A 17,050-nucleotide genomic window follows, 5' to 3' on the forward strand; every position below is an offset into this window, starting at 1 on the left:
TACCAACAGTTGGAAAAACCAGCGTCAACGCTGACCCCGGGCCTCCTCAATCAGTTCGGGAAGCAACATCAGTGAAGAGACCACAACCAGCACACCTCCTGCCAGCGCCACCACTCCAGGGCCCATACTTCCCGCCACGGAAAAAGCAATCACGGGCGCAAGCACGCCACGCACGCCGGTCAGGCAAGAATGCACACTCATGTATTCACCGACGTGATCCGCCGGGGCGAATTTCGTCACCCAGAGGCTCCAGATGACATTCCCACCTGCCCGGGCGATACCGTGTAGGGCGATACCAACACACAAGGCCCAATAGGATCCTCCGAGGTAATACACCAGAATGCCGGTAAGAAAAAAAACGTTCACCAGAATACGCACCCGGTAAAAAGGCACCCGGTCAAACACAATACCCCAAGGGACCACACACACGATAAATGCCAGCATCGGAATCGTGCTGGTGATCATTCCCGCCTGGGCCGCATCCAGGGCATAGCCATAATCCGGATTGGTGATGTATTCCACAAACAGGGCGAAGCCCAACAGGTTCCCCATCCCGAGCAGCATCCAGCAAATCAAGAGCTTGCGAAATGCCCGGTCCTCACTGACATGGCTGAAGGCATCAAACAGCTGAAGCTGAACCGAGCGACGCAAGCGCACCCGCGCCATCGCCAACACGCACAGCGCCATCGCCAGACAACACACACTATAAAACCAGAACAAAGGGTGAAAATCCACGCCTTTACCCGCCAGCCAACTGCCGACGCCGATCCCCGCAAGCGCAGCCACCACCGCCCGGACCAAGCCCGCCAAGGAAAACAACTTTCCCCGAGCCCGGTTGGTATAATGCTTGCGATAAATCTGCGACATCAAGGGGATCCCCAGGGCCAAAAAGACGGCTGCGAGACACACTCCGGAAAAATACCACTCCGCCGAATCTCCACTCATGGCCGCCATGGCAAAACCCATCGCTGCCGCCAGCCAGACAGCCACCGAGGCGCTGTTCACCGAACATCCGAGCCGGCGCACCACCTGCACCGCAAACAAACTGAGTAGCAGCCCGACACTCGCGGCCGCAGCAATCGACATCTTCATCCACACTGGAACCTCAAACACCTGGATCGCCACATACATGGCAAAGGTAGTCCCCGATGTCTCCACAAAACCCTGGGGCACCGACCTCACTAACTCCAAGGCAAAGGTTTTGCCCTGATGCCTGATTTCATTGCTTTCCTCCATCATCGTTTCCCCTTCGGGTCTGAGACATAGGTGGCCACCCGGAAAGCTCAAGGGTATTCTCCAGCCAAACTTCTGCATTGTCAGCCCGCCAAATAGCTATTAAGGGTATCGCACACGTTTGTTCACCACCATTGGACAAACCGCCACACCCCAACCTGCCACCCGCTTATGCTCCGCACCTCGATTCCCTGCTTTCTTCTTGTCTCCTGCCTGCTGACGGCCATGACAGCCTGTACCAACACCCCGAAGGAAGAAGAACCACCGAGCAAGCCCGTGCCCGAAGAACCTGCGCAGCCCAGCCAAGCGGCACCCCCCGCCGACCCGACCGCCGGATGGAGACTGCCGTCAGGCGATACCAAGCTACCGACAGAATCGCAACTGGCCGACGGAGCGGAATCATCGATCGGCAGCGGCAGCCCCGCTGGAACGACCGACAACACAGCGCCAAGCACCAGCGTCAAACCTCCCTCAAACGCCCCGGAGGACCAACTCGACGCCGATCAGTAATGGGACACGTGGCCGACGAATGACACAGGGTCGACAGTCACCGGCCCAGCCTCTACCCGCCCAGACCTAACGGCCGATTCTGACTGACCATCCATTGCCATGGTAGCGGGCACGAATGCCATAGCTACCACGACCCCATATGCCTCCGGCCCCGTAATGACAAGGGCGGTGGTAACGACGGTATCCACCCCAAACGTAACCCGGTGAGTACCAACTGCTGTAGTAACGCTGCACCCGGCCGTAACTGCGCCGGCCGTCAGCATACCAAAAACGACCTCGCAAGGCGGCGTCCCGCTGGGCCTCGCGCTGCACCCAAGCCGGGACAAAGGGCTCTTTTTCCTCCTCCAACTCGGTGACCATTGCGACTTCACCCGTAGCGTTGTACCACACCTCCTGCTCCGCTTCCGCCCAGACTACAGAAAGCAGAGGGGCCACAACCATACAGAGGATCCAGGCAAAGAACTTCATCACACCTGAATGTTCCACACCCCGGTCCAGTTTGCAAGTGCAGTCATGGTCCATCATTTACAAAGTAAAAAAAGCAGATAGAGTGGCATCTTCCCAATGGAAACAACCCACGCAGCAGCCATCACCATCGCCTTTCTCCTGGGTCTTGGAGCTCGATCCTTGAAGCTCCCCCCCATGGTGGGACTACTTGCCGCCGGATTCATCCTCGGAGGCCTCGGCTTCGAATCCGGAAAATTCATCTACATCACCGCCGACCTCGGCGTTACGCTGCTACTGTTCACCATCGGGCTGAAACTCAAGGTCAAGGACCTGCTCGCAACCGAGGTCTGGGCCAGTGCCAGCTCCCACATGCTACTGATGGTGGCAATGATGACTCTGGGCATCAACGTGCTCGGCGTCACCGGCCTCACGATGCTGGCCAACCTCGACCTTTCAACCTCCCTTTTGATTGCTTTTGCCCTGAGTTTTTCAAGTACCGTTTTTGCGGTCAAAGTGCTCGAAGACCAAGGGGAAAGTTCATCGCTTCACGCCCGGGTTGCCATCGGCATGTTGATCATCCAAGACATCGTGGCCGTTCTCTTTATGGCTTGGTCCAAGGGGGAACCGCCCTCACCCTGGGCCATCCTTCTCATCCTACTCATCCCTGCCCGCGGCCTCCTCAATAAACTTGCCGTCCGCTGCGGCCACGGAGAACTGCTCATCCTCTACGGTATGATGCTCGCCTTTCTCGGCTCCTGGGTTTTTGAGTTTCTCGGCGTCAAAGGAGACTTTGGGGCGCTTCTGCTGGGCATGCTCCTGGCTCCCTACTCGAAAGCCGAGGAAATGTCCAAGATCCTAATGAGCTTCAAGGACATCATGCTGGTCTGCTTTTTCCTCAGTATCGGTCTGGATGAGGTACCAACGCTGCAAGACTTCGCCATCGCCGCCCTGCTGCTGCTCTTCATCCCCATCAAAATGGTCGGCTACTTTGCCCTTCTCACGCTCTTCAAGCTACGCGCACGCACCGCCCTGCTCTCGACCCTGGCACTGGCGAACTACAGTGAGTTCGGCCTGATCATCGCCACCGTTGCCATCAAAGCCGGCTGGCTTGACAGCGACTGGATCACCATTCTCGCCATCAGCGTTTCCCTCTCCTTCATTATTGCCGCTCCCCTCAACAACTACGGCAAAGAACTCTACCGGAGATGGCACAAGCCCCTGATGCGCTTCCAGCGAAAACAACGCATCCCCGGAGATGAAATCCTCCACCCCGGCAACGCCGAAATCCTCATCTTCGGTATGGGCAGAGTGGGAGCCAAGGCCTACAAAACCATGGCCGACCGCTACGGCGAAGATAAAGTCATCGGCATCGACAACGACCACGACGTCGTCAAAAGCTTTTGCGCACAGGGGTGGAATATGATCCTCGGCGACCCGACCGACGTCGATTTCTGGGAACGCAAATCTGGAACGTTCGAGATCAAGGTGATCATGCTGGCGATGAAAAACCACCAGGAAAACAAACAGGCCGCCTCCTTGATCCGCAAGCAAGGCTTCCCCGGTTGTCTCTCCGCCACTGCCAGCCACGAAGATGAAATCCAGGAACTCCGTGATCTCGGAGTCGACGCCGCCTACAACATCTATGGCAGCGCAGGTGAGGCCTTCGCCAATCACATCTGCACATACCAGGGAGACACAAAAGAACCCAAGGCCTAGCCCAACCCCCGTGACAACCCTGTCACTTGACAACACGATAACAGTTTGATAATTTCACAACAATGAAAACAACGCAAGCTGTCGAAGCTCTCTCCGCCCTGGCCCAGCCATCTCGGCTGGAAGTGTTCCGTTTACTTGCAAAACTTGGGGAACAAGGTCTCTGCGCCGGTGATATCTCGCAGCAGCTTAACATTCCCAAACCCACCCTCTCTTTCCACCTCAAGGAACTTCATCAGGCCAAACTCATCGATTCAGAACGCCAAGGTCGCACGATCACTTACCGCTTGAATGTTCCAACCATGCAACACCTGCTCGCTTTCCTCAGCGACGATTGCTGCAACGGCCAACCTGAACGCTGCAGACCACGCCAATAAATAGCATTCACCTTTTTTCCTCAAGACGAACCAAGACGTCGAACAACGCAATTCCTCATTCTTAATTCCACCATGAACATCGCAATCAACGGATTCGGCCGGATGGGCCGACTAGGCTTCCGCGCCGGCTGGGACAACCCGGCATACAACATCACCCACATCAATGAGCTGCACGGCACGGCCGAAACCGCCGCCCATTTACTTGAATACGATACCGTGCACGGTCGCTGGGACCGCAACATCAGCCATGACGAGCACCACATCTATGTCGATGGCAAACAGATCAGCTTCAGCAATATCCCGAGCCCTGCGGAAATGCACCTGGCCAACATCGACGTTGATATCGTCATCGATGCCACCGGAGCCTTCCGCACTCCGGAACTCCTCAGCCCCTACCTCGACGCCGGCATCAAAAAAGTCATTGTCGCGGCACCAGTCAAGGATCAGGCGCTCAATGTTGTCATGGGATGCAACGATCATCTATACGACCCGAAAGAACACGACATCGTCACTGCCGCCTCCTGCACCACCAACTGCATCGCTCCCGTAGTCAAGGTGATCGATGAACACCTCGGCATCGAGCACGGCATGTTCACCACCATGCACAACGTCACCAACACCCAGGTCGTGGTGGACGCCCCACGCAAGGACCTCCGCCGGTCCCGCTCCTGCCTCAACTCGCTGATCCCGACATCCTCCGGATCAGCCACCGCCATCACCATGATTTATCCGGAACTGGACGGTAAACTCGACAGCATGGCGGTGCGCATCCCCCTGCTCAACGCTTCACTGACCGACTGCGTCTTCGAACTCGTCAGACCCTCTAACATCAAAGAAGTCAATCAACTGCTCAAGGAGGCCTCTGAAGGTGAGCTCAAAGGTATTCTCGGCTACTCGGACAAGCCACTGGTGTCCACCGACTACACCAACGACCCGCGCTCGGGCATTGTCGATGGCCTCTGCACCATGGTCACCGATGGCACCCAGCTCAAGCTCATGGTTTGGTATGATAACGAACTCGGTTATGCCACCCGAATGATGGAACTCACCGCCAAGGTGGCCAAATCATTGGGTTCCTAACACCCGACCATCTTCACCCCCCATGAACCACCGCTCTTACGCGATTGTCACCGCGTCCTACTGGGGCTTCACCCTAACGGATGGAGCCTTGAGGATGTTGGTGCTGCTGCACTTCCATGCGCTGGGTTACTCCCCGGTGCAGCTGGCCTTTTTGTTTCTGCTGTATGAGTTTTGCGGAGTGCTCACGAACCTGCTCGGTGGCTGGATCGGATCGAGGGTCGGGCTGAAGACGACGCTTTTTGCGGGTTTGGGTCTGCAGGTCTTTGCGCTGGTCATGCTTTCTCTGGTTCATCCGGCGTGGACGGCCGCGCTGTCCGTGAGCTACGTGATGGTTTCCCAAGCGCTGTCAGGCATCGCCAAGGACCTCACCAAAATGAGTTCGAAAAGTGCGGTCAAGTTACTGGTAACTGACGACAGCGAAACCGGTGGAGCACTATTCCGGTGGGTCTCCATCCTGACAGGCTCGAAAAACGCCCTCAAAGGTGTCGGCTTTTTTCTTGGCGGTTTTCTCTTATCTTGTTTCGGATTTGTGCACGCCCTCTGGATCATGGCAGCAGGTCTGGCCATGGTTCTCGTGGCCGCTCTGACCTTCCTCAAGCAGGACATGGGCAAAAGCAAACGCAAGGTCAAATTCACCCAGTTGTTTTCAAAAAGCCGGGAAATCAACTGGCTTTCAGCCGCCCGCTTTTTTCTCTTTGCATCCCGAGATGTCTGGTTTGTCGTTGCCCTTCCGGTCTACCTCACTGAGATTTTCGGCTGGGGCTACAATGGTGTCGGAACCTTCATGGCGGTCTGGGTGATTGGCTATGGCCTGATCCAGGCCAGCGCCCCCAAGTTCATCCGCAACCGCGACCCGCGCCGTGCAGCCGTATCCTGGGCCGGCTTCCTAGCCATTCTCACCGCCATGCTTGCTCTGGCCATTCAGCTCGACTTCCACCCGATGGCGACCATCCTGATCGGACTCGGTCTATTTGGTTTTGCCTTTGCCATCAATTCAGCCGTGCACTCCTACCTCATCCTCTCCTTCACGGATGATGATCAGGTGGCACTCAACGTCGGATTCTACTACATGGCCAATGCGTGGGGTCGACTGATCGGCACCCTGCTATCCGGAACGATGTACCTGCTCGGAGGACTCACACTTTGCCTCTGGACCAGTGCCGCCATGATTGCCATCGCCGCCATGTTAAGCACGGCATTCCGGCAGCGAGCCTGAAAAAACGGCTGGCACCCGAACAGGGAGCCAGCCGCCAATGAAAACCATCCGAACTCACCCGGATGAATAGGGGGTAGGGCAAAAGAATTAAAACGTGACGTTCACCTCAGCCGAGGCCCGGGTGATGTCAAACTGATCGCCCTTGCCGTCGAGGTAAGCCCCCTTGAGGATCACTTTCGTGTATTCCCCGATCTGGCGGGCTGCCACGTAATCAATTTCCCAACCCAACTCTGACGAATCATGCTGCGTGGTGAAATAATGCAAGGCCATGGTGTGGTTAAAACCGAGGAACTTGGTTCCTACCCAACTGTAGTAATCCACCAAACCATCAACCGGTGTGGTAAGAAAAGCATCGGAAAATCCATTGAACTTATGGTTGGTGCCAAGAGGGAAGAGGAAACGGCCACCCTCGCCATCGCTGGTCATACACTCGGCGCCCAGGCCGTAGTTCAGACAATCGTTTTTCACACCCACCTGACCACGGAAGTAATATTCTTCATAATCAGCGGTGTTCTCTCCCGCATCACTCTGAATCGCAGCCGTCAGGAGGTAGTTCAGTTTGCTATCGGTGAACACTTCGGTGTCGCCCTGCAACTCCAAACCATAGGTGTCACATGAATTGCTTGCCGCATTGTCAAAATCCAACAAATACGCAAAGCCGCGAGCTGCCAGACCATCACAAATATCATAGTTCAAATGAATCAAGTGACTATCACCCTCAAAGGTTTCCAAAGAATCAAGAGGAGCATCCGAACCAAAAATACGGTTCACCTGATCCACGTATGCATAGGTAAACGTGAGCTTGTCAATCGACTTGTTCTGCAGCACCGCCGCATCAAAAGTCTGATCGTTCTGACGCCATCCAACCGCGCCAATAAAACGCTGGTCATCGAAGGTGATATACTGTCGTCCCACCGTCACCACCGTATCAATCGGCTTGGCATTGTACGAAAGCTGCAAGCGGTTCAAGAGCACACTGTCGGGGTCCGCGATCACCGCCCGACCATTGTTGTTCGGCGGAGGAAAAGGACCATACTTATCCTTGTCTGATAGAATACCTGTTGCCTCACCTTCCACTAAGAATTTAAACCCGTAAATCTCATCGGTTTTCACCCCCAGCCTCGCACGCAGGGAAAGCAGATTCGACTCCTTTACGTCCACTTTGTTGAAGTCCGCATATTCATAACGCAAACGCGCGGTTCCAAACAAATGAATGCTGTCCAATACGGAGCCGGAAGCCTCCGGCTCTACAGGTGGTGGAGTGGCTGGGCCCGCCGTCGCCGCTGCTGTCATCACGGCAGACATCGCGCCTACCGCCAGTTTACTTTTGGTTTTGATCATGATTTTTCGGGTTGCATTGCTTGTTGTATCAAAGAAAGCCCCATGACCAACGACATCGATCATGACGATTCCCCCTGACTCATCAACAGCACATGCCATAGCATAGTCAACTGAAAACCCAAGAATTAAATAATTTTTTTTCTCTAATTCGCCCCGCTAAAAAGAATAAATATATTTTTTTCTCGATTTTAGATCTTGATCTCGTTATGAGATCGGTGCTTTTTCTTAAGAGGAACTGATTCACCCAGAGATGCAAATTGGAAAGACAGCACAGAATGCCATTGCCGTAATGAGCTATCTCGCGGAATGCTACCGAGATGACCAAGGTCTGGTCAGTTCCCAAAATGTGGCCAACGCGCGCATTCTTTCAAAACCTCTCGCGGCGAAGATCCTGACCACCTTGTCACAAGCTGGCTATGTCCGCGGGTCCACCGGGCCGGGTGGTGGTTATGCCCTGGCAAAAAAACCAGAGGACATTCGATTCATTGATGTCGTCCATTGCTTCGAGGTAAAAAACCAAATCATGCAGTGCCCCTTTGGCCACGGCTGGTGTGGCAACCATGACCCCTGCCCGATGCACGATGAAATCGAGCGGATGACCGAGGAAATGCAACACTTCCTCGAGTCCAACCACTTTGGCGCTTTTGTCGAATCCGGATCCTCATCCAAGCGTCCCGACCCCCAGGAGTCATAGCACCAGACGTATCAAACTGGTTTTAGCTTCGGTCCTCTTGTCTCTCCTTGATGAGGCAAACGCAGCATGGCAATAATGGGCATCCGTTATTTTACTGCCCATGATTATTACCAGTCTAAATGAAATTGATCTTCAGAGTGCTGATTCTGAATCCCTGCGTACAGCTCTCCGCTATCTGAAAGAGCACGGTCAGGATGAAAAAGCACTCGGCCGCTTTGAAATACCCGGCAGTGATATCTGGGGCGTCGCCCAGTCCTATACCACCAATGAAGAATCCGACGCCTTGCGTTACGAGGCCCACCGCAAATTCATTGATGTGCAATTCATCCTCTCGGGAAATGAAATCATGAAATGGCTACCCTTGAATGATCTAGTGACTACCCAGAGCTACGATGCCGACAACGACTGCCTGCTCGGCGTGGCCCAAAATGGCAACCATGGCGATATTCCATTTTGCTCAGGCCAGGTGATGATCCTCTATCCATCCGATGCCCACGCTCCAGGGGTAAGCCAAGGCAAACAAACCCAGGAGGTTCGCAAGCTGGTCATCAAAGTTCCAGTGGACTAGACGTCGTCCACACCAAATCCCAAAAATGGTTTTTGTCGTTTGACGAAGTGCGGATCGAGTCAACCTTGACTCATGACTCCCCCTGCCCAGCCATCAGGCTCCAGCGACAAACGTAAACAAACAAAACCAAACCAGCCAGCAAAGGTGCTGATCATTGGTGGAGGTTTTGCAGGATTGAACTGCGCCAAGCAACTGGCCAACCGCAATGAGGTTGAGGTCACCCTCGTCGACCGTGAAAACCATCACCTGTTTCAACCCCTCCTCTATCAGGTGGCTACGGCCTCGCTGGCAGCACCGGACATCGCACGCTCACTACGCCAAATCCTTTCGTATGCTTCGAATGTCACCGTGTTGATGGATGAAATCCTCAACATCGATGCCGAACAACAACAAGCCCATTCGGAACAGCACAGCTACGATTACGACTACCTGGTTCTGGCAGCCGGAGCGCAAACATCCTACTTCGGTCACGACGACTGGCAACAACATAGCTTCGGCATGAAAAATCTTCAGGACGCCCTGAATGTTAGACGCGCTGTTCTCAAATCCCTTGAACAAGCGGAAAAGACCGATGACCTTGAACTGAGAAAAGAACTCATGACCATTGCCATCATCGGTGGCGGCCCCACCGGCGTGGAACTCGCTGGTGCTTACTCCGACCTTGCACGCAAGGCCATGAAATCCAATTTCCGCCGACTCGATATCTCCCGACTCCGGATTGTATTGATCGAAGCTGGTGACCGACTCCTCGCCGCCTTTGAGCAGGAGCAATCGGAATACGCCAAACATAAACTTGAGAAGCTCGGGGTTGAGTTATTGCTGGGCACCAGCGTCACGGCCATCCAACAGCACTGTGTGCAAATTGAAAACGGCCAAGCCCTCCGAGCCCGCACCATTATTTGGGCAGCGGGAGTGCAAGCCAATCGACTCACCCGGTCACTACCGAGCCAAACCGACCGCGCTGGACGCATCAGCCCGGAACCGGACCTCTCCCTAACAGGATACCCCGAAGTGTTTGCCGTCGGTGATCTGACTGCCCACACCGATGCCAAAGGACAAGCCGTTCCAGGACTCGCCCCCGCCGCCAACCAAATGGGTATCTACGTCGCCAAACGCATTCTTTCCTCCATCGAGCACGGTGATGACTCTGCTTATCCTCCCTACACGTATCTCGACAAAGGAATCATGGCCATTGTGGGAAAAAACTCAGCCGTAGTGAAATCGAAACGAATGCAACTTCAGGGATGGCTGGCCTGGCTCGCCTGGCTGTTCATTCACCTGGCATTCCTGATCGGTTTCCGCAACAAACTCTCAGTGCTACTGCAATGGGGCTGGAACTACATCAAAGATAAACCAGGAGCCCGGGTGTTCAGCGCACAGACGGAAACCTGTGAAAAAGAGCCCGCATCATAAATACTGCTATTGGCTACAAACCACCACACGCTGCAATCGATCAATCCTTCAGCGGGAGTTCGACCTTTCCGCGACGGACCACATCCAACATCACTTCATCGAACCCCTCGGTGTTGGCTGAATGAAATGCTTCGGCAGCTGTCGGCTTCCAAAAGAAACTCGAACGCAAATGCTGCATTGCCAGATAACGCGTAACAGCGGATTTGCGACTGTCCTGGCTCATCTCGGAGGCAAACTGCACACGCCACCGGTCCAGTGCGATGGATGTCAGGATGCAGAGCACCAAAGCAGCGGTGAATGTGTAGCTAAAGCGCCACGGGAACAGATAGGATGCCATAACAAGCGCTCCGATCATGACGAGCACCGCACCCCCCAAAGAACCCAACCACTGCACCCCCATCGGAGCACGCTGCCCGAAACGATCCATCGGTAAATTAATTTCCAACAAATAGTCATTCCTGCTGAGCTCACCCAGCTCGGGCGTCAACGCATCCACCGCGAGTTCCTTCAAAGGATCATCTTTATGAGTCAGAAAAAAATACAAGCGACTCTCTTCCCTGACCTCCGGCACGCCGATCAAAACAATCGACATCGGCAGAGAAGGATTCAATCTATGCAAAGGATAAGGCTGCAGCACCTGACTCAACGACTGACCACCGGATGATCCGGAAGCACTTGAATGGCTTGTTTGAGTGGCATAGGTGTAATCCAAGGCTCCCCGGCTGATATGATAGGTATCGAGAGAGACTTCCAAGTCCCCACCGGCGCGGAAACTGGAAAACCCCTCGATTGCAGGAACCCTCCACTGCCGAACCTCCCAGTCGCTGGCCACCAGGGACCCCTTGGTATCCACACGAACCAAGTGCACATCCAAATCGGAAAGCGTCACCTTCTCCGGGTCAAGCTCTTGACTCGCCACAGCCACCTTCACGGATTCCTCTGGACTCAAATCAGCCAAGTCACGCTGCACCGTAAACACCGAGTTAAGCACCATCGCTAGAAACACCACCACCCCCAGCACCCCGACCACCTTTGGTAGCCATTTGCGGAAACCTTCTGGCATTTTAGCCATCCATCGCTTCCCAAACACAGGCAGCAAAACCAAACCAAGAACAAGAAGTAATAAAATGAAAATTTTCATGGATTCGAATTGTTAGTATATCAGGCGACCGAGAGCAACAACGAGAGGACCACCCACACAGCCAGCACAATCAATGCTACCCGCCAGCCACTCCCGCCGGATGCTCCCCCTTCGCTGGAGGGAGCACTCTTCCCCACATAAGATCCAAAGCACTTGTAAAGCACCAGTGCGGAGATCAAGGCGGAAACAATCAGGAAGGGCATCCCCTTCAGATCACTGGAATGCGAGCGTTGATCAACAAGCGACCAGACTCCGAAAAGGATCGCAGGCAAGGCATAAGTAAGAAACAAACCCACAAACCAGGAAGCCGCCAGGATGTTTACTTTACGGACATTCGCAGCCATACAGTAACTGTTACTGTATCCAAGCAAGGCACAAAGACTGAACATCCCCAATGGCTTTTCCGGATAGGGAGCTCGACGCGTCTCCGCCAAACCCGACTCACAAAACAAACCCCAAAAATAGCGGTGTAAATCATAGTGATTCATCACATAAGCCGAGCCTCCCATCAAAACTAACAAAACCAATCCGGCCAGGTACCTTGCCCAGAAATAATCCGCCCTCCTCAGGGGCATCACAAAAGCATAACGCTCAGCCCCCTCGGACAAGTCACTCCCACCGAGAGTCACCGCCAACAACTGCCCGGCTAACAACATCCCCACCAACAACATCACCCCGTTGGGATCAATCGGGATCAGTAAAAAAATAAGCACAAAGGAAAACAGCAGCAACCTCACCGCTGCTTGCGATTTCTTCCACTCCCGCCATAGGATCGGTCGCCATGTATCCGGACACAGAGCCGTCGGAGCTAACAAATTTTCTTGTTTCATCATGATTGATTGCGAATCAGTTCAATAAATAAATCTTCCAAGTTCAGGCTGAACACCCCGACTTGCTTGTCCGTCTGGCGCCGGTAGGTTTCGCGCTCTTCCACGGAGGCAAAACGAGCCATGCCACTCACCACACTGCCCTCACGCTGCAAACGGCCAATCTGGCCCGGAAGGGTGAAATCAGAAGGAACCGGCTGATCGTCCCGGAAAATCACCTGCACCTTGCGCACCGTCTCGGTCAACTCAGCCACATTTTCCTCCAGCATGATGCGTCCCGAGTGCAAAAAGCCAATATCATCGGCAATCCGCTCCAAATCACTCATGATGTGCGTGCTGAATAAAACCGTTGTCTCCTCACGCTCCGCCAATACATCCGCAAGCTCCTCGATAAATGCACGCCGCGCCACCGGATCCAGGCCCGCCGCCGGCTCATCGAACAGAAGCACCTCGGCCCGTGTCGCCATCGCCAGTAAAATCGCGGCCTTACGCTGCTGCCCACCGGATAAAAAACGAACCGGGTAAAACAAAGGCAAGCCGAACTTCGCAGCCAAGTACCCCGCCAACTTGGCATCCCACTTCGGATACAGCTGCGCAAAATAATCAAAATGCTCGGCCAGAGTAAACGATGGAAAGGTCGTGCCCGACTGCGAAACAATCGCTACCCGACTCCGATGAGAGGGTGTGGCATAGCGAAACGGCGCGCCCAACACATGGGCAGAGCCACTGTCCGCCTGCTCCAACCCCGCAAGAATATTAAAGGTCGTGCTTTTGCCACACCCATTCTCACCGAGCAATCCATACACCTGACCAGCACAAACCGATAAATTCATCTGGTTCAATACCGGGAACCCGGGATGGAAACTTTTGCTCAAATTGCTGATTTCTATACTCTTCATATCGACTCCTTTTCATCTTGTTTCCCGCGCGCCCGTTCGTCGTTCCATAAATGCTCCAGCCCCTCATCACTCAGACCCATCCTCCGCGACAAGAGAAGCACCTGCTCGATCGCTTCCCTCACCGGCCGTTCGCGCTCCTCCTTGCTCATCCCCTCCGCATCAGGTAAAGCCGCAACAAACACCCCCTTGCCGTGCTGACTGAAAATCACCCCGTCATGCTCCAACTCCTGATACGCCTTCACCACCGTGCCCGGATTGACCGCGACCTGCTTGGCCATCGCCCGAATCGATGGCAGCTTGTCCCCCTCCTTCAATACACCTGCATGACGGTATTCACTGATCTGCTCCATAATTTGACGATAGGCAGGAACACCCGTCTGATGATTGATCTGTAAATATAATCCCATAATTGCGCTGCGCCCCTGTGATGTTCACTGTATTACAACACCGATACAGTTAAAGCAAGGGCAATCTTCTCGATTTAAGCTTTGAGACTGTAAATCAATTGCTTACATCTGATTGAGGCGGTACATTCCCGTAACCTCCTGTCTGGGCTGAAGATTTTCAAGGATGGCAAAACTTTTTAAAATAAGCCAAAAAATCTGCTTGCCCGTTTGGCATTATTGTGGTGAATTCCCGCCCCCGCAAGGAGCGCAAGGTGTGTTCCGACGGATTTTACGCATTTAAGCAAGGAGATATTCCCATGGCATACGCAGTTTTCAAAACAGGTGGTAAACAATACCGCGTTCAAGAAGGTGACAAACTCGACGTCGAAAAAATCGACGCTGAAGTGGGTTCCGAAGCTACATTTGAAGAGGTTCTGCTCGTCAACGACGGCAGCGCTACCACCGTGGGGACACCGACTGTTGACGGTGCCAAGGTGACCGCCAAGGTGGTTGACCAGTTCCGCGGCAAAAAAGGCGTTGCCTTTAAATTCAAGCGTCGCCAAGGTTACCACAAGACCAAAGGCTACCGTCGTCACCTCACCAAACTGGAAATCACCAGCATCAGCTAAGCTAGCATCTGGCGCATCCCCTGAGGGAAGCGCCACCATTATCATCAACCTCAACCAACTTTTATTCCATGGCTCATAAGAAAGGACAAGGTTCCGTTAAAAACGGTCGCGACTCACGCAGCAAACGCCTCGGTGTGAAAAAATTCGGCGGTGAGAAAGTCGTCGCCGGCAATATCATCATCCGTCAGCGTGGCACCAAGTGGCACCCCGGCACCAACGTTTACATCAGCAAGGATCACACGATCCACGCTCAAGTTGAAGGCAACGTCTACTTCGACAAAGGTGGCCGCCGCGTCAACGTCAAGCTTGCCGAAGCGGTCTAATTCGACCCGCTTCAATCATACCATTTTCAAGATCCCTGTCGGCACTGTCCGGCAGGGATTTTTTTGTGCTGTTTTCTCCGCTTTGACCAGCCGAAGATGAAGCTTCCGCAAAGAGTCGGATGTTTTTGAAACTCCGATGAAAGAGACAAAGGAGAGCCCACGGTATAGGTAACGTTAGGGCTCATTTTTACACAGCACACCAGCACCATGACCACACCCACTGAAGCCGGCGACAAGGAAGCCGTAGAAAAACTGCACAGCGCTTACGAGCGCATGAAGGAAGAAATCTCACGCATCATCGTTGGCCAAAGCGAGGTGGTTGAACAGGTCCTGATGGCCATCTCCTGCCGGGGGCACGCGCTTCTGGTCGGTGTCCCGGGACTCGCCAAAACCTTGCTGGTCTCCACACTCAGTGAAGCCCTCCACCTCAGCTACAAGCGGATTCAATTCACCCCGGACCTGATGCCCTCCGACATCACCGGCACCGACGTCCTGGAGGTGGACCAGGCAACCGGACGCCGGGACTTCCGCTTTGTCCACGGTCCGATCTTTGCCAATATGGTGCTCGCCGATGAAATCAACCGGACGCCACCCAAAACCCAGGCATCCCTGCTCGAGTCCATGCAGGAACACCATGTCACCGTCGGTGAAAGAACCTTCCCTCTACCCAACCCCTTTTTCGTGCTCGCCACCCAAAACCCGATCGAACAGGAGGGCACCTACCCACTACCCGAGGCCCAGCTCGACCGCTTTCTGTTTAACATCGTCGTCGATTACCCCAGCGCCGAAGAAGAACGCGAAATCATTCGCAGGGTGACCAGCCCGAGCGAGGCCCGCGTCGAGCCCCTGATGACGGCCGAGGACATCATCACCCTGCAGTCCATCGTCAAGCGGGTGCCGGTCGGAGATCACGTCATCGACTTTGCCGCGGATCTCGCCCGTGCCACCCGCCCGAAATCCCCGGAATCTCCATCCTTCGTCAAAGAAATGGTTGGCTGGGGAGCAGGCCCACGTGCCGGCATCAGCCTGATCGCTGCCGCCAAGGCGCATGCCGTGCTCAAAGGTCGATTCCATGCCACCACCGCGGATGTCATTGCGGTAGCCAAGCCCGTGTTACGCCACCGGGTGCTGACCACCTTCAATGCCGAAGCCGCAGGTGTGACGAGCGACGAGATCGTCACCATGCTGCTGAAAGAGCTCGCCCCCAAAGAGGACCTGCACGTTTAAGCACCCAGGAGGCAGACCACGGATCCACTACCCACACTTCCCGCACGCTTTCCACGCACGCAATTGATGCCAAACACTCTGGAAATTCCCGCAAGCATGTCCTTGCTCCCTACGGAGACCATGGCGGTGATGCGTCGGCTCGAATGGCTGGCACGCAAACGCATGCAAGGCACCCTGACGGGCAAACACAGCAGCCCCGACAAGGGGTTTTCTGTCGAATTTGCCGAACACCGGGAGTACAGCCCGGGCGATGATCCGCGCAACCTCGACTGGCGCGTGATGGCAAAAAACGATCGCAACGTCATCAAACAGTACATCGAGGAAACCAACCTCCGTACGACCGTCGCCGTCGATATCTCCGGCTCAATGCGTTACCGTGGCGAACAGGCGAGCGAAATCGATGGAACCGCCAGGTCGAAATTCGAATACGCACGCTACCTCGCCGCCGCGCTGTCCTACCTTTACGTCAAACAAGGTGACGGTGCCGGCCTCGTTACCTTCGACCACATCATCCGCGACCAACTCCGCTGCGCCAGTCGCCCCAGCCAGGTGCGACGCATCCTCGACACCCTCTGGAACACGGAGCCCGGAACCGAAACCGAAGTGGCCAAGGTGCTGCACGAAGTGGCCGAGCGTATCCCCAAACGAGGACTCGTCATCCTGATCAGCGACTTCCTCGATGACCCGAAGTCCATGGTCGAGGCCCTGCACCACTTCGATTTCCGACAACACGAACTGGTCCTCTTCCATGTTCTTGCCGAGGAGGAACTAAGCTTCCCATTCAAAAACTACCAACGGTTCCGCGACCTTGAAGGGATTGAACCGATGCTCAAAATCGATCCTCAGGCGGTGCGTGCCGCCTATCTCGAACGTCTGCGCGAGTTTATCCAATCCATGGAAACCACCTGCGGCAAGCTGCGTGCCGATTACGTCCCGGTCAACACCCGCACCCCGCTCAGCGACACCCTGGTTCGCTATCTTGGCCGTCGCATGCACGCCCGCCGCTCGTAACCATCCCACACCCCG

Annotated in this window: 19 protein-coding genes; 12 read left to right on the plus strand and 7 right to left on the minus strand. The window is 54.7% G+C overall.

From position 1 onward, the window contains the following. Positions 1-24: 24 nt before the first annotated feature. The gene (locus HW115_RS08820; RefSeq protein WP_178932255.1) at positions 25-1,239 is read right to left on the minus strand and encodes an MFS transporter; all 1,215 of its coding nucleotides are present in this window, start codon (positions 1,237-1,239) and stop codon (positions 25-27) included. A gap of 165 nt (positions 1,240-1,404) precedes the next feature. Here HW115_RS08820 and HW115_RS08825 point away from each other — a divergent pair, with 165 nt between their 5' ends. Continuing rightward, on the plus strand, positions 1,405-1,743 hold the full coding sequence (locus HW115_RS08825) for a hypothetical protein (protein ID WP_227021387.1): 339 nt from the start codon (positions 1,405-1,407) through the stop codon (positions 1,741-1,743). Between the two features lie 66 nt (positions 1,744-1,809). Here the strand turns inward: HW115_RS08825 and HW115_RS08830 are convergent, their stop codons facing one another. Next, positions 1,810-2,268 carry a hypothetical protein gene (locus HW115_RS08830; RefSeq protein ID WP_178932257.1) on the minus strand — a complete coding sequence of 153 codons (459 nt, stop codon included), beginning with the start codon at positions 2,266-2,268 and terminating at the stop codon, positions 1,810-1,812. A gap of 39 nt (positions 2,269-2,307) precedes the next feature. Between HW115_RS08830 and HW115_RS08835 the strand changes: the two genes are divergently transcribed. The 4 genes from HW115_RS08835 (at position 2,308) to arsJ (ending at position 6,576) form a co-directional block, all read left to right on the plus strand. Then, positions 2,308-3,906, plus strand: coding sequence for a cation:proton antiporter domain-containing protein (locus tag HW115_RS08835; protein WP_178932258.1), 1,599 nt, complete (start codon positions 2,308-2,310; stop codon positions 3,904-3,906). A gap of 62 nt (positions 3,907-3,968) precedes the next feature. Then, positions 3,969-4,280, plus strand: coding sequence for an ArsR/SmtB family transcription factor (locus tag HW115_RS08840; protein ID WP_178932259.1), 312 nt, complete (start codon positions 3,969-3,971; stop codon positions 4,278-4,280). A 72-nt stretch (positions 4,281-4,352) separates the two neighbouring features. After that, positions 4,353-5,360: an ArsJ-associated glyceraldehyde-3-phosphate dehydrogenase gene (locus HW115_RS08845; protein WP_178932260.1), complete on the plus strand. Its 1,008-nt coding sequence runs from the start codon at positions 4,353-4,355 to the stop codon at positions 5,358-5,360. A 22-nt stretch (positions 5,361-5,382) separates the two neighbouring features. Continuing rightward, positions 5,383-6,576: an organoarsenical effux MFS transporter ArsJ gene (arsJ, locus tag HW115_RS08850; RefSeq protein ID WP_178932261.1), complete on the plus strand. Its 1,194-nt coding sequence runs from the start codon at positions 5,383-5,385 to the stop codon at positions 6,574-6,576. Between the two features lie 87 nt (positions 6,577-6,663). On the opposite strand, the gene HW115_RS08855 is transcribed toward arsJ, so the two are convergent. Beyond that, positions 6,664-7,917: an alginate export family protein gene (locus HW115_RS08855; RefSeq protein WP_178932262.1), complete on the minus strand. Its 1,254-nt coding sequence runs from the start codon at positions 7,915-7,917 to the stop codon at positions 6,664-6,666. A 250-nt stretch (positions 7,918-8,167) separates the two neighbouring features. On the opposite strand from HW115_RS08855, the gene HW115_RS08860 reads away from it, so the two are divergent. From HW115_RS08860 to HW115_RS08870, 3 genes are all read left to right on the plus strand, one after another. Further along, a complete protein-coding gene (locus HW115_RS08860) occupies positions 8,168-8,611 on the plus strand; it encodes an RrF2 family transcriptional regulator (protein WP_178932263.1) in 444 nt (147 codons plus the stop codon). 100 nt (positions 8,612-8,711) lie between these two features. Further along, positions 8,712-9,179, plus strand: a complete 468-nt coding sequence (locus HW115_RS08865) for a NanQ anomerase/TabA/YiaL family protein (protein ID WP_178932264.1) — start codon at positions 8,712-8,714, stop codon at positions 9,177-9,179. Positions 9,180-9,251: 72 nt separating this feature from the next. After that, positions 9,252-10,592, plus strand: coding sequence for an NAD(P)/FAD-dependent oxidoreductase (locus HW115_RS08870; RefSeq protein WP_178932265.1), 1,341 nt, complete (start codon positions 9,252-9,254; stop codon positions 10,590-10,592). A gap of 40 nt (positions 10,593-10,632) precedes the next feature. Here HW115_RS08870 and HW115_RS08875 read toward each other — a convergent pair whose 3' ends face one another. From HW115_RS08875 to HW115_RS08890, 4 genes are read right to left on the minus strand one after another with little or no spacing between them, the layout of a single operon-like run. Then, positions 10,633-11,733, minus strand: coding sequence for a hypothetical protein (locus HW115_RS08875; protein ID WP_178932266.1), 1,101 nt, complete (start codon positions 11,731-11,733; stop codon positions 10,633-10,635). Positions 11,734-11,753: 20 nt separating this feature from the next. After that, positions 11,754-12,566 carry a hypothetical protein gene (locus HW115_RS08880; RefSeq protein WP_178932267.1) on the minus strand — a complete coding sequence of 271 codons (813 nt, stop codon included), beginning with the start codon at positions 12,564-12,566 and terminating at the stop codon, positions 11,754-11,756. Continuing rightward, positions 12,563-13,459 carry an ABC transporter ATP-binding protein gene (locus tag HW115_RS08885; protein WP_178932268.1) on the minus strand — a complete coding sequence of 299 codons (897 nt, stop codon included), beginning with the start codon at positions 13,457-13,459 and terminating at the stop codon, positions 12,563-12,565. The genes HW115_RS08880 and HW115_RS08885 overlap by 4 nt, the downstream gene beginning before the upstream one ends. Next, entirely contained in the window at positions 13,456-13,809 is a 354-nt protein-coding gene (locus HW115_RS08890) for a GntR family transcriptional regulator (protein ID WP_178932269.1), read from the minus strand. Before HW115_RS08890 ends, HW115_RS08885 begins: the two co-directional genes overlap by 4 nt. Before the next feature lie 275 nt (positions 13,810-14,084). On the opposite strand from HW115_RS08890, the gene rplU reads away from it, so the two are divergent. The 4 genes from rplU to HW115_RS08910 all read left to right on the plus strand — a co-directional run bounded on the left by rplU (position 14,085) and on the right by HW115_RS08910 (position 17,035). Beyond that, positions 14,085-14,474, plus strand: a complete 390-nt coding sequence (gene rplU / locus HW115_RS08895; RefSeq protein WP_319609286.1) for a 50S ribosomal protein L21 — start codon at positions 14,085-14,087, stop codon at positions 14,472-14,474. Between the two features lie 68 nt (positions 14,475-14,542). Further along, positions 14,543-14,797: a 50S ribosomal protein L27 gene (gene rpmA, locus HW115_RS08900; RefSeq protein ID WP_178932270.1), complete on the plus strand. Its 255-nt coding sequence runs from the start codon at positions 14,543-14,545 to the stop codon at positions 14,795-14,797. A gap of 207 nt (positions 14,798-15,004) precedes the next feature. Beyond that, positions 15,005-16,024 carry an AAA family ATPase gene (locus HW115_RS08905; protein WP_178932271.1) on the plus strand — a complete coding sequence of 340 codons (1,020 nt, stop codon included), beginning with the start codon at positions 15,005-15,007 and terminating at the stop codon, positions 16,022-16,024. A gap of 96 nt (positions 16,025-16,120) precedes the next feature. Next, positions 16,121-17,035: a DUF58 domain-containing protein gene (locus HW115_RS08910; protein ID WP_178932272.1), complete on the plus strand. Its 915-nt coding sequence runs from the start codon at positions 16,121-16,123 to the stop codon at positions 17,033-17,035. The last annotated feature ends 15 nt before the right edge of the window (positions 17,036-17,050 follow it).

Source organism: Oceaniferula marina, assembly GCF_013391475.1.
Lineage (GTDB): Bacteria > Verrucomicrobiota > Verrucomicrobiia > Verrucomicrobiales > Akkermansiaceae > Oceaniferula > Oceaniferula marina.

What these genes read in the sequence shown, in the direction of transcription:
- HW115_RS08820 (WP_178932255.1), bottom strand. Translation starts at nt 1,239, where the DNA reads ATGATGGAGGAAAGCAATGAAATCAGGCATCAGGGCAAAACCTTTGCC.
- HW115_RS08825 (WP_227021387.1), top strand. Translation starts at nt 1,405, where the DNA reads ATGCTCCGCACCTCGATTCCCTGCTTTCTTCTTGTCTCCTGCCTGCTG.
- HW115_RS08830 (WP_178932257.1), bottom strand. Translation starts at nt 2,268, where the DNA reads ATGATGGACCATGACTGCACTTGCAAACTGGACCGGGGTGTGGAACAT.
- HW115_RS08835 (WP_178932258.1), top strand. Translation starts at nt 2,308, where the DNA reads ATGGAAACAACCCACGCAGCAGCCATCACCATCGCCTTTCTCCTGGGT.
- HW115_RS08840 (WP_178932259.1), top strand. Translation starts at nt 3,969, where the DNA reads ATGAAAACAACGCAAGCTGTCGAAGCTCTCTCCGCCCTGGCCCAGCCA.
- HW115_RS08845 (WP_178932260.1), top strand. Translation starts at nt 4,353, where the DNA reads ATGAACATCGCAATCAACGGATTCGGCCGGATGGGCCGACTAGGCTTC.
- arsJ (WP_178932261.1), top strand. Translation starts at nt 5,383, where the DNA reads ATGAACCACCGCTCTTACGCGATTGTCACCGCGTCCTACTGGGGCTTC.
- HW115_RS08855 (WP_178932262.1), bottom strand. Translation starts at nt 7,917, where the DNA reads ATGATCAAAACCAAAAGTAAACTGGCGGTAGGCGCGATGTCTGCCGTG.
- HW115_RS08860 (WP_178932263.1), top strand. Translation starts at nt 8,168, where the DNA reads ATGCAAATTGGAAAGACAGCACAGAATGCCATTGCCGTAATGAGCTAT.
- HW115_RS08865 (WP_178932264.1), top strand. Translation starts at nt 8,712, where the DNA reads ATGATTATTACCAGTCTAAATGAAATTGATCTTCAGAGTGCTGATTCT.
- HW115_RS08870 (WP_178932265.1), top strand. Translation starts at nt 9,252, where the DNA reads ATGACTCCCCCTGCCCAGCCATCAGGCTCCAGCGACAAACGTAAACAA.
- HW115_RS08875 (WP_178932266.1), bottom strand. Translation starts at nt 11,733, where the DNA reads ATGAAAATTTTCATTTTATTACTTCTTGTTCTTGGTTTGGTTTTGCTG.
- HW115_RS08880 (WP_178932267.1), bottom strand. Translation starts at nt 12,566, where the DNA reads ATGATGAAACAAGAAAATTTGTTAGCTCCGACGGCTCTGTGTCCGGAT.
- HW115_RS08885 (WP_178932268.1), bottom strand. Translation starts at nt 13,459, where the DNA reads ATGAAGAGTATAGAAATCAGCAATTTGAGCAAAAGTTTCCATCCCGGG.
- HW115_RS08890 (WP_178932269.1), bottom strand. Translation starts at nt 13,809, where the DNA reads ATGGAGCAGATCAGTGAATACCGTCATGCAGGTGTATTGAAGGAGGGG.
- rpmA (WP_178932270.1), top strand. Translation starts at nt 14,543, where the DNA reads ATGGCTCATAAGAAAGGACAAGGTTCCGTTAAAAACGGTCGCGACTCA.
- HW115_RS08905 (WP_178932271.1), top strand. Translation starts at nt 15,005, where the DNA reads ATGACCACACCCACTGAAGCCGGCGACAAGGAAGCCGTAGAAAAACTG.
- HW115_RS08910 (WP_178932272.1), top strand. Translation starts at nt 16,121, where the DNA reads ATGTCCTTGCTCCCTACGGAGACCATGGCGGTGATGCGTCGGCTCGAA.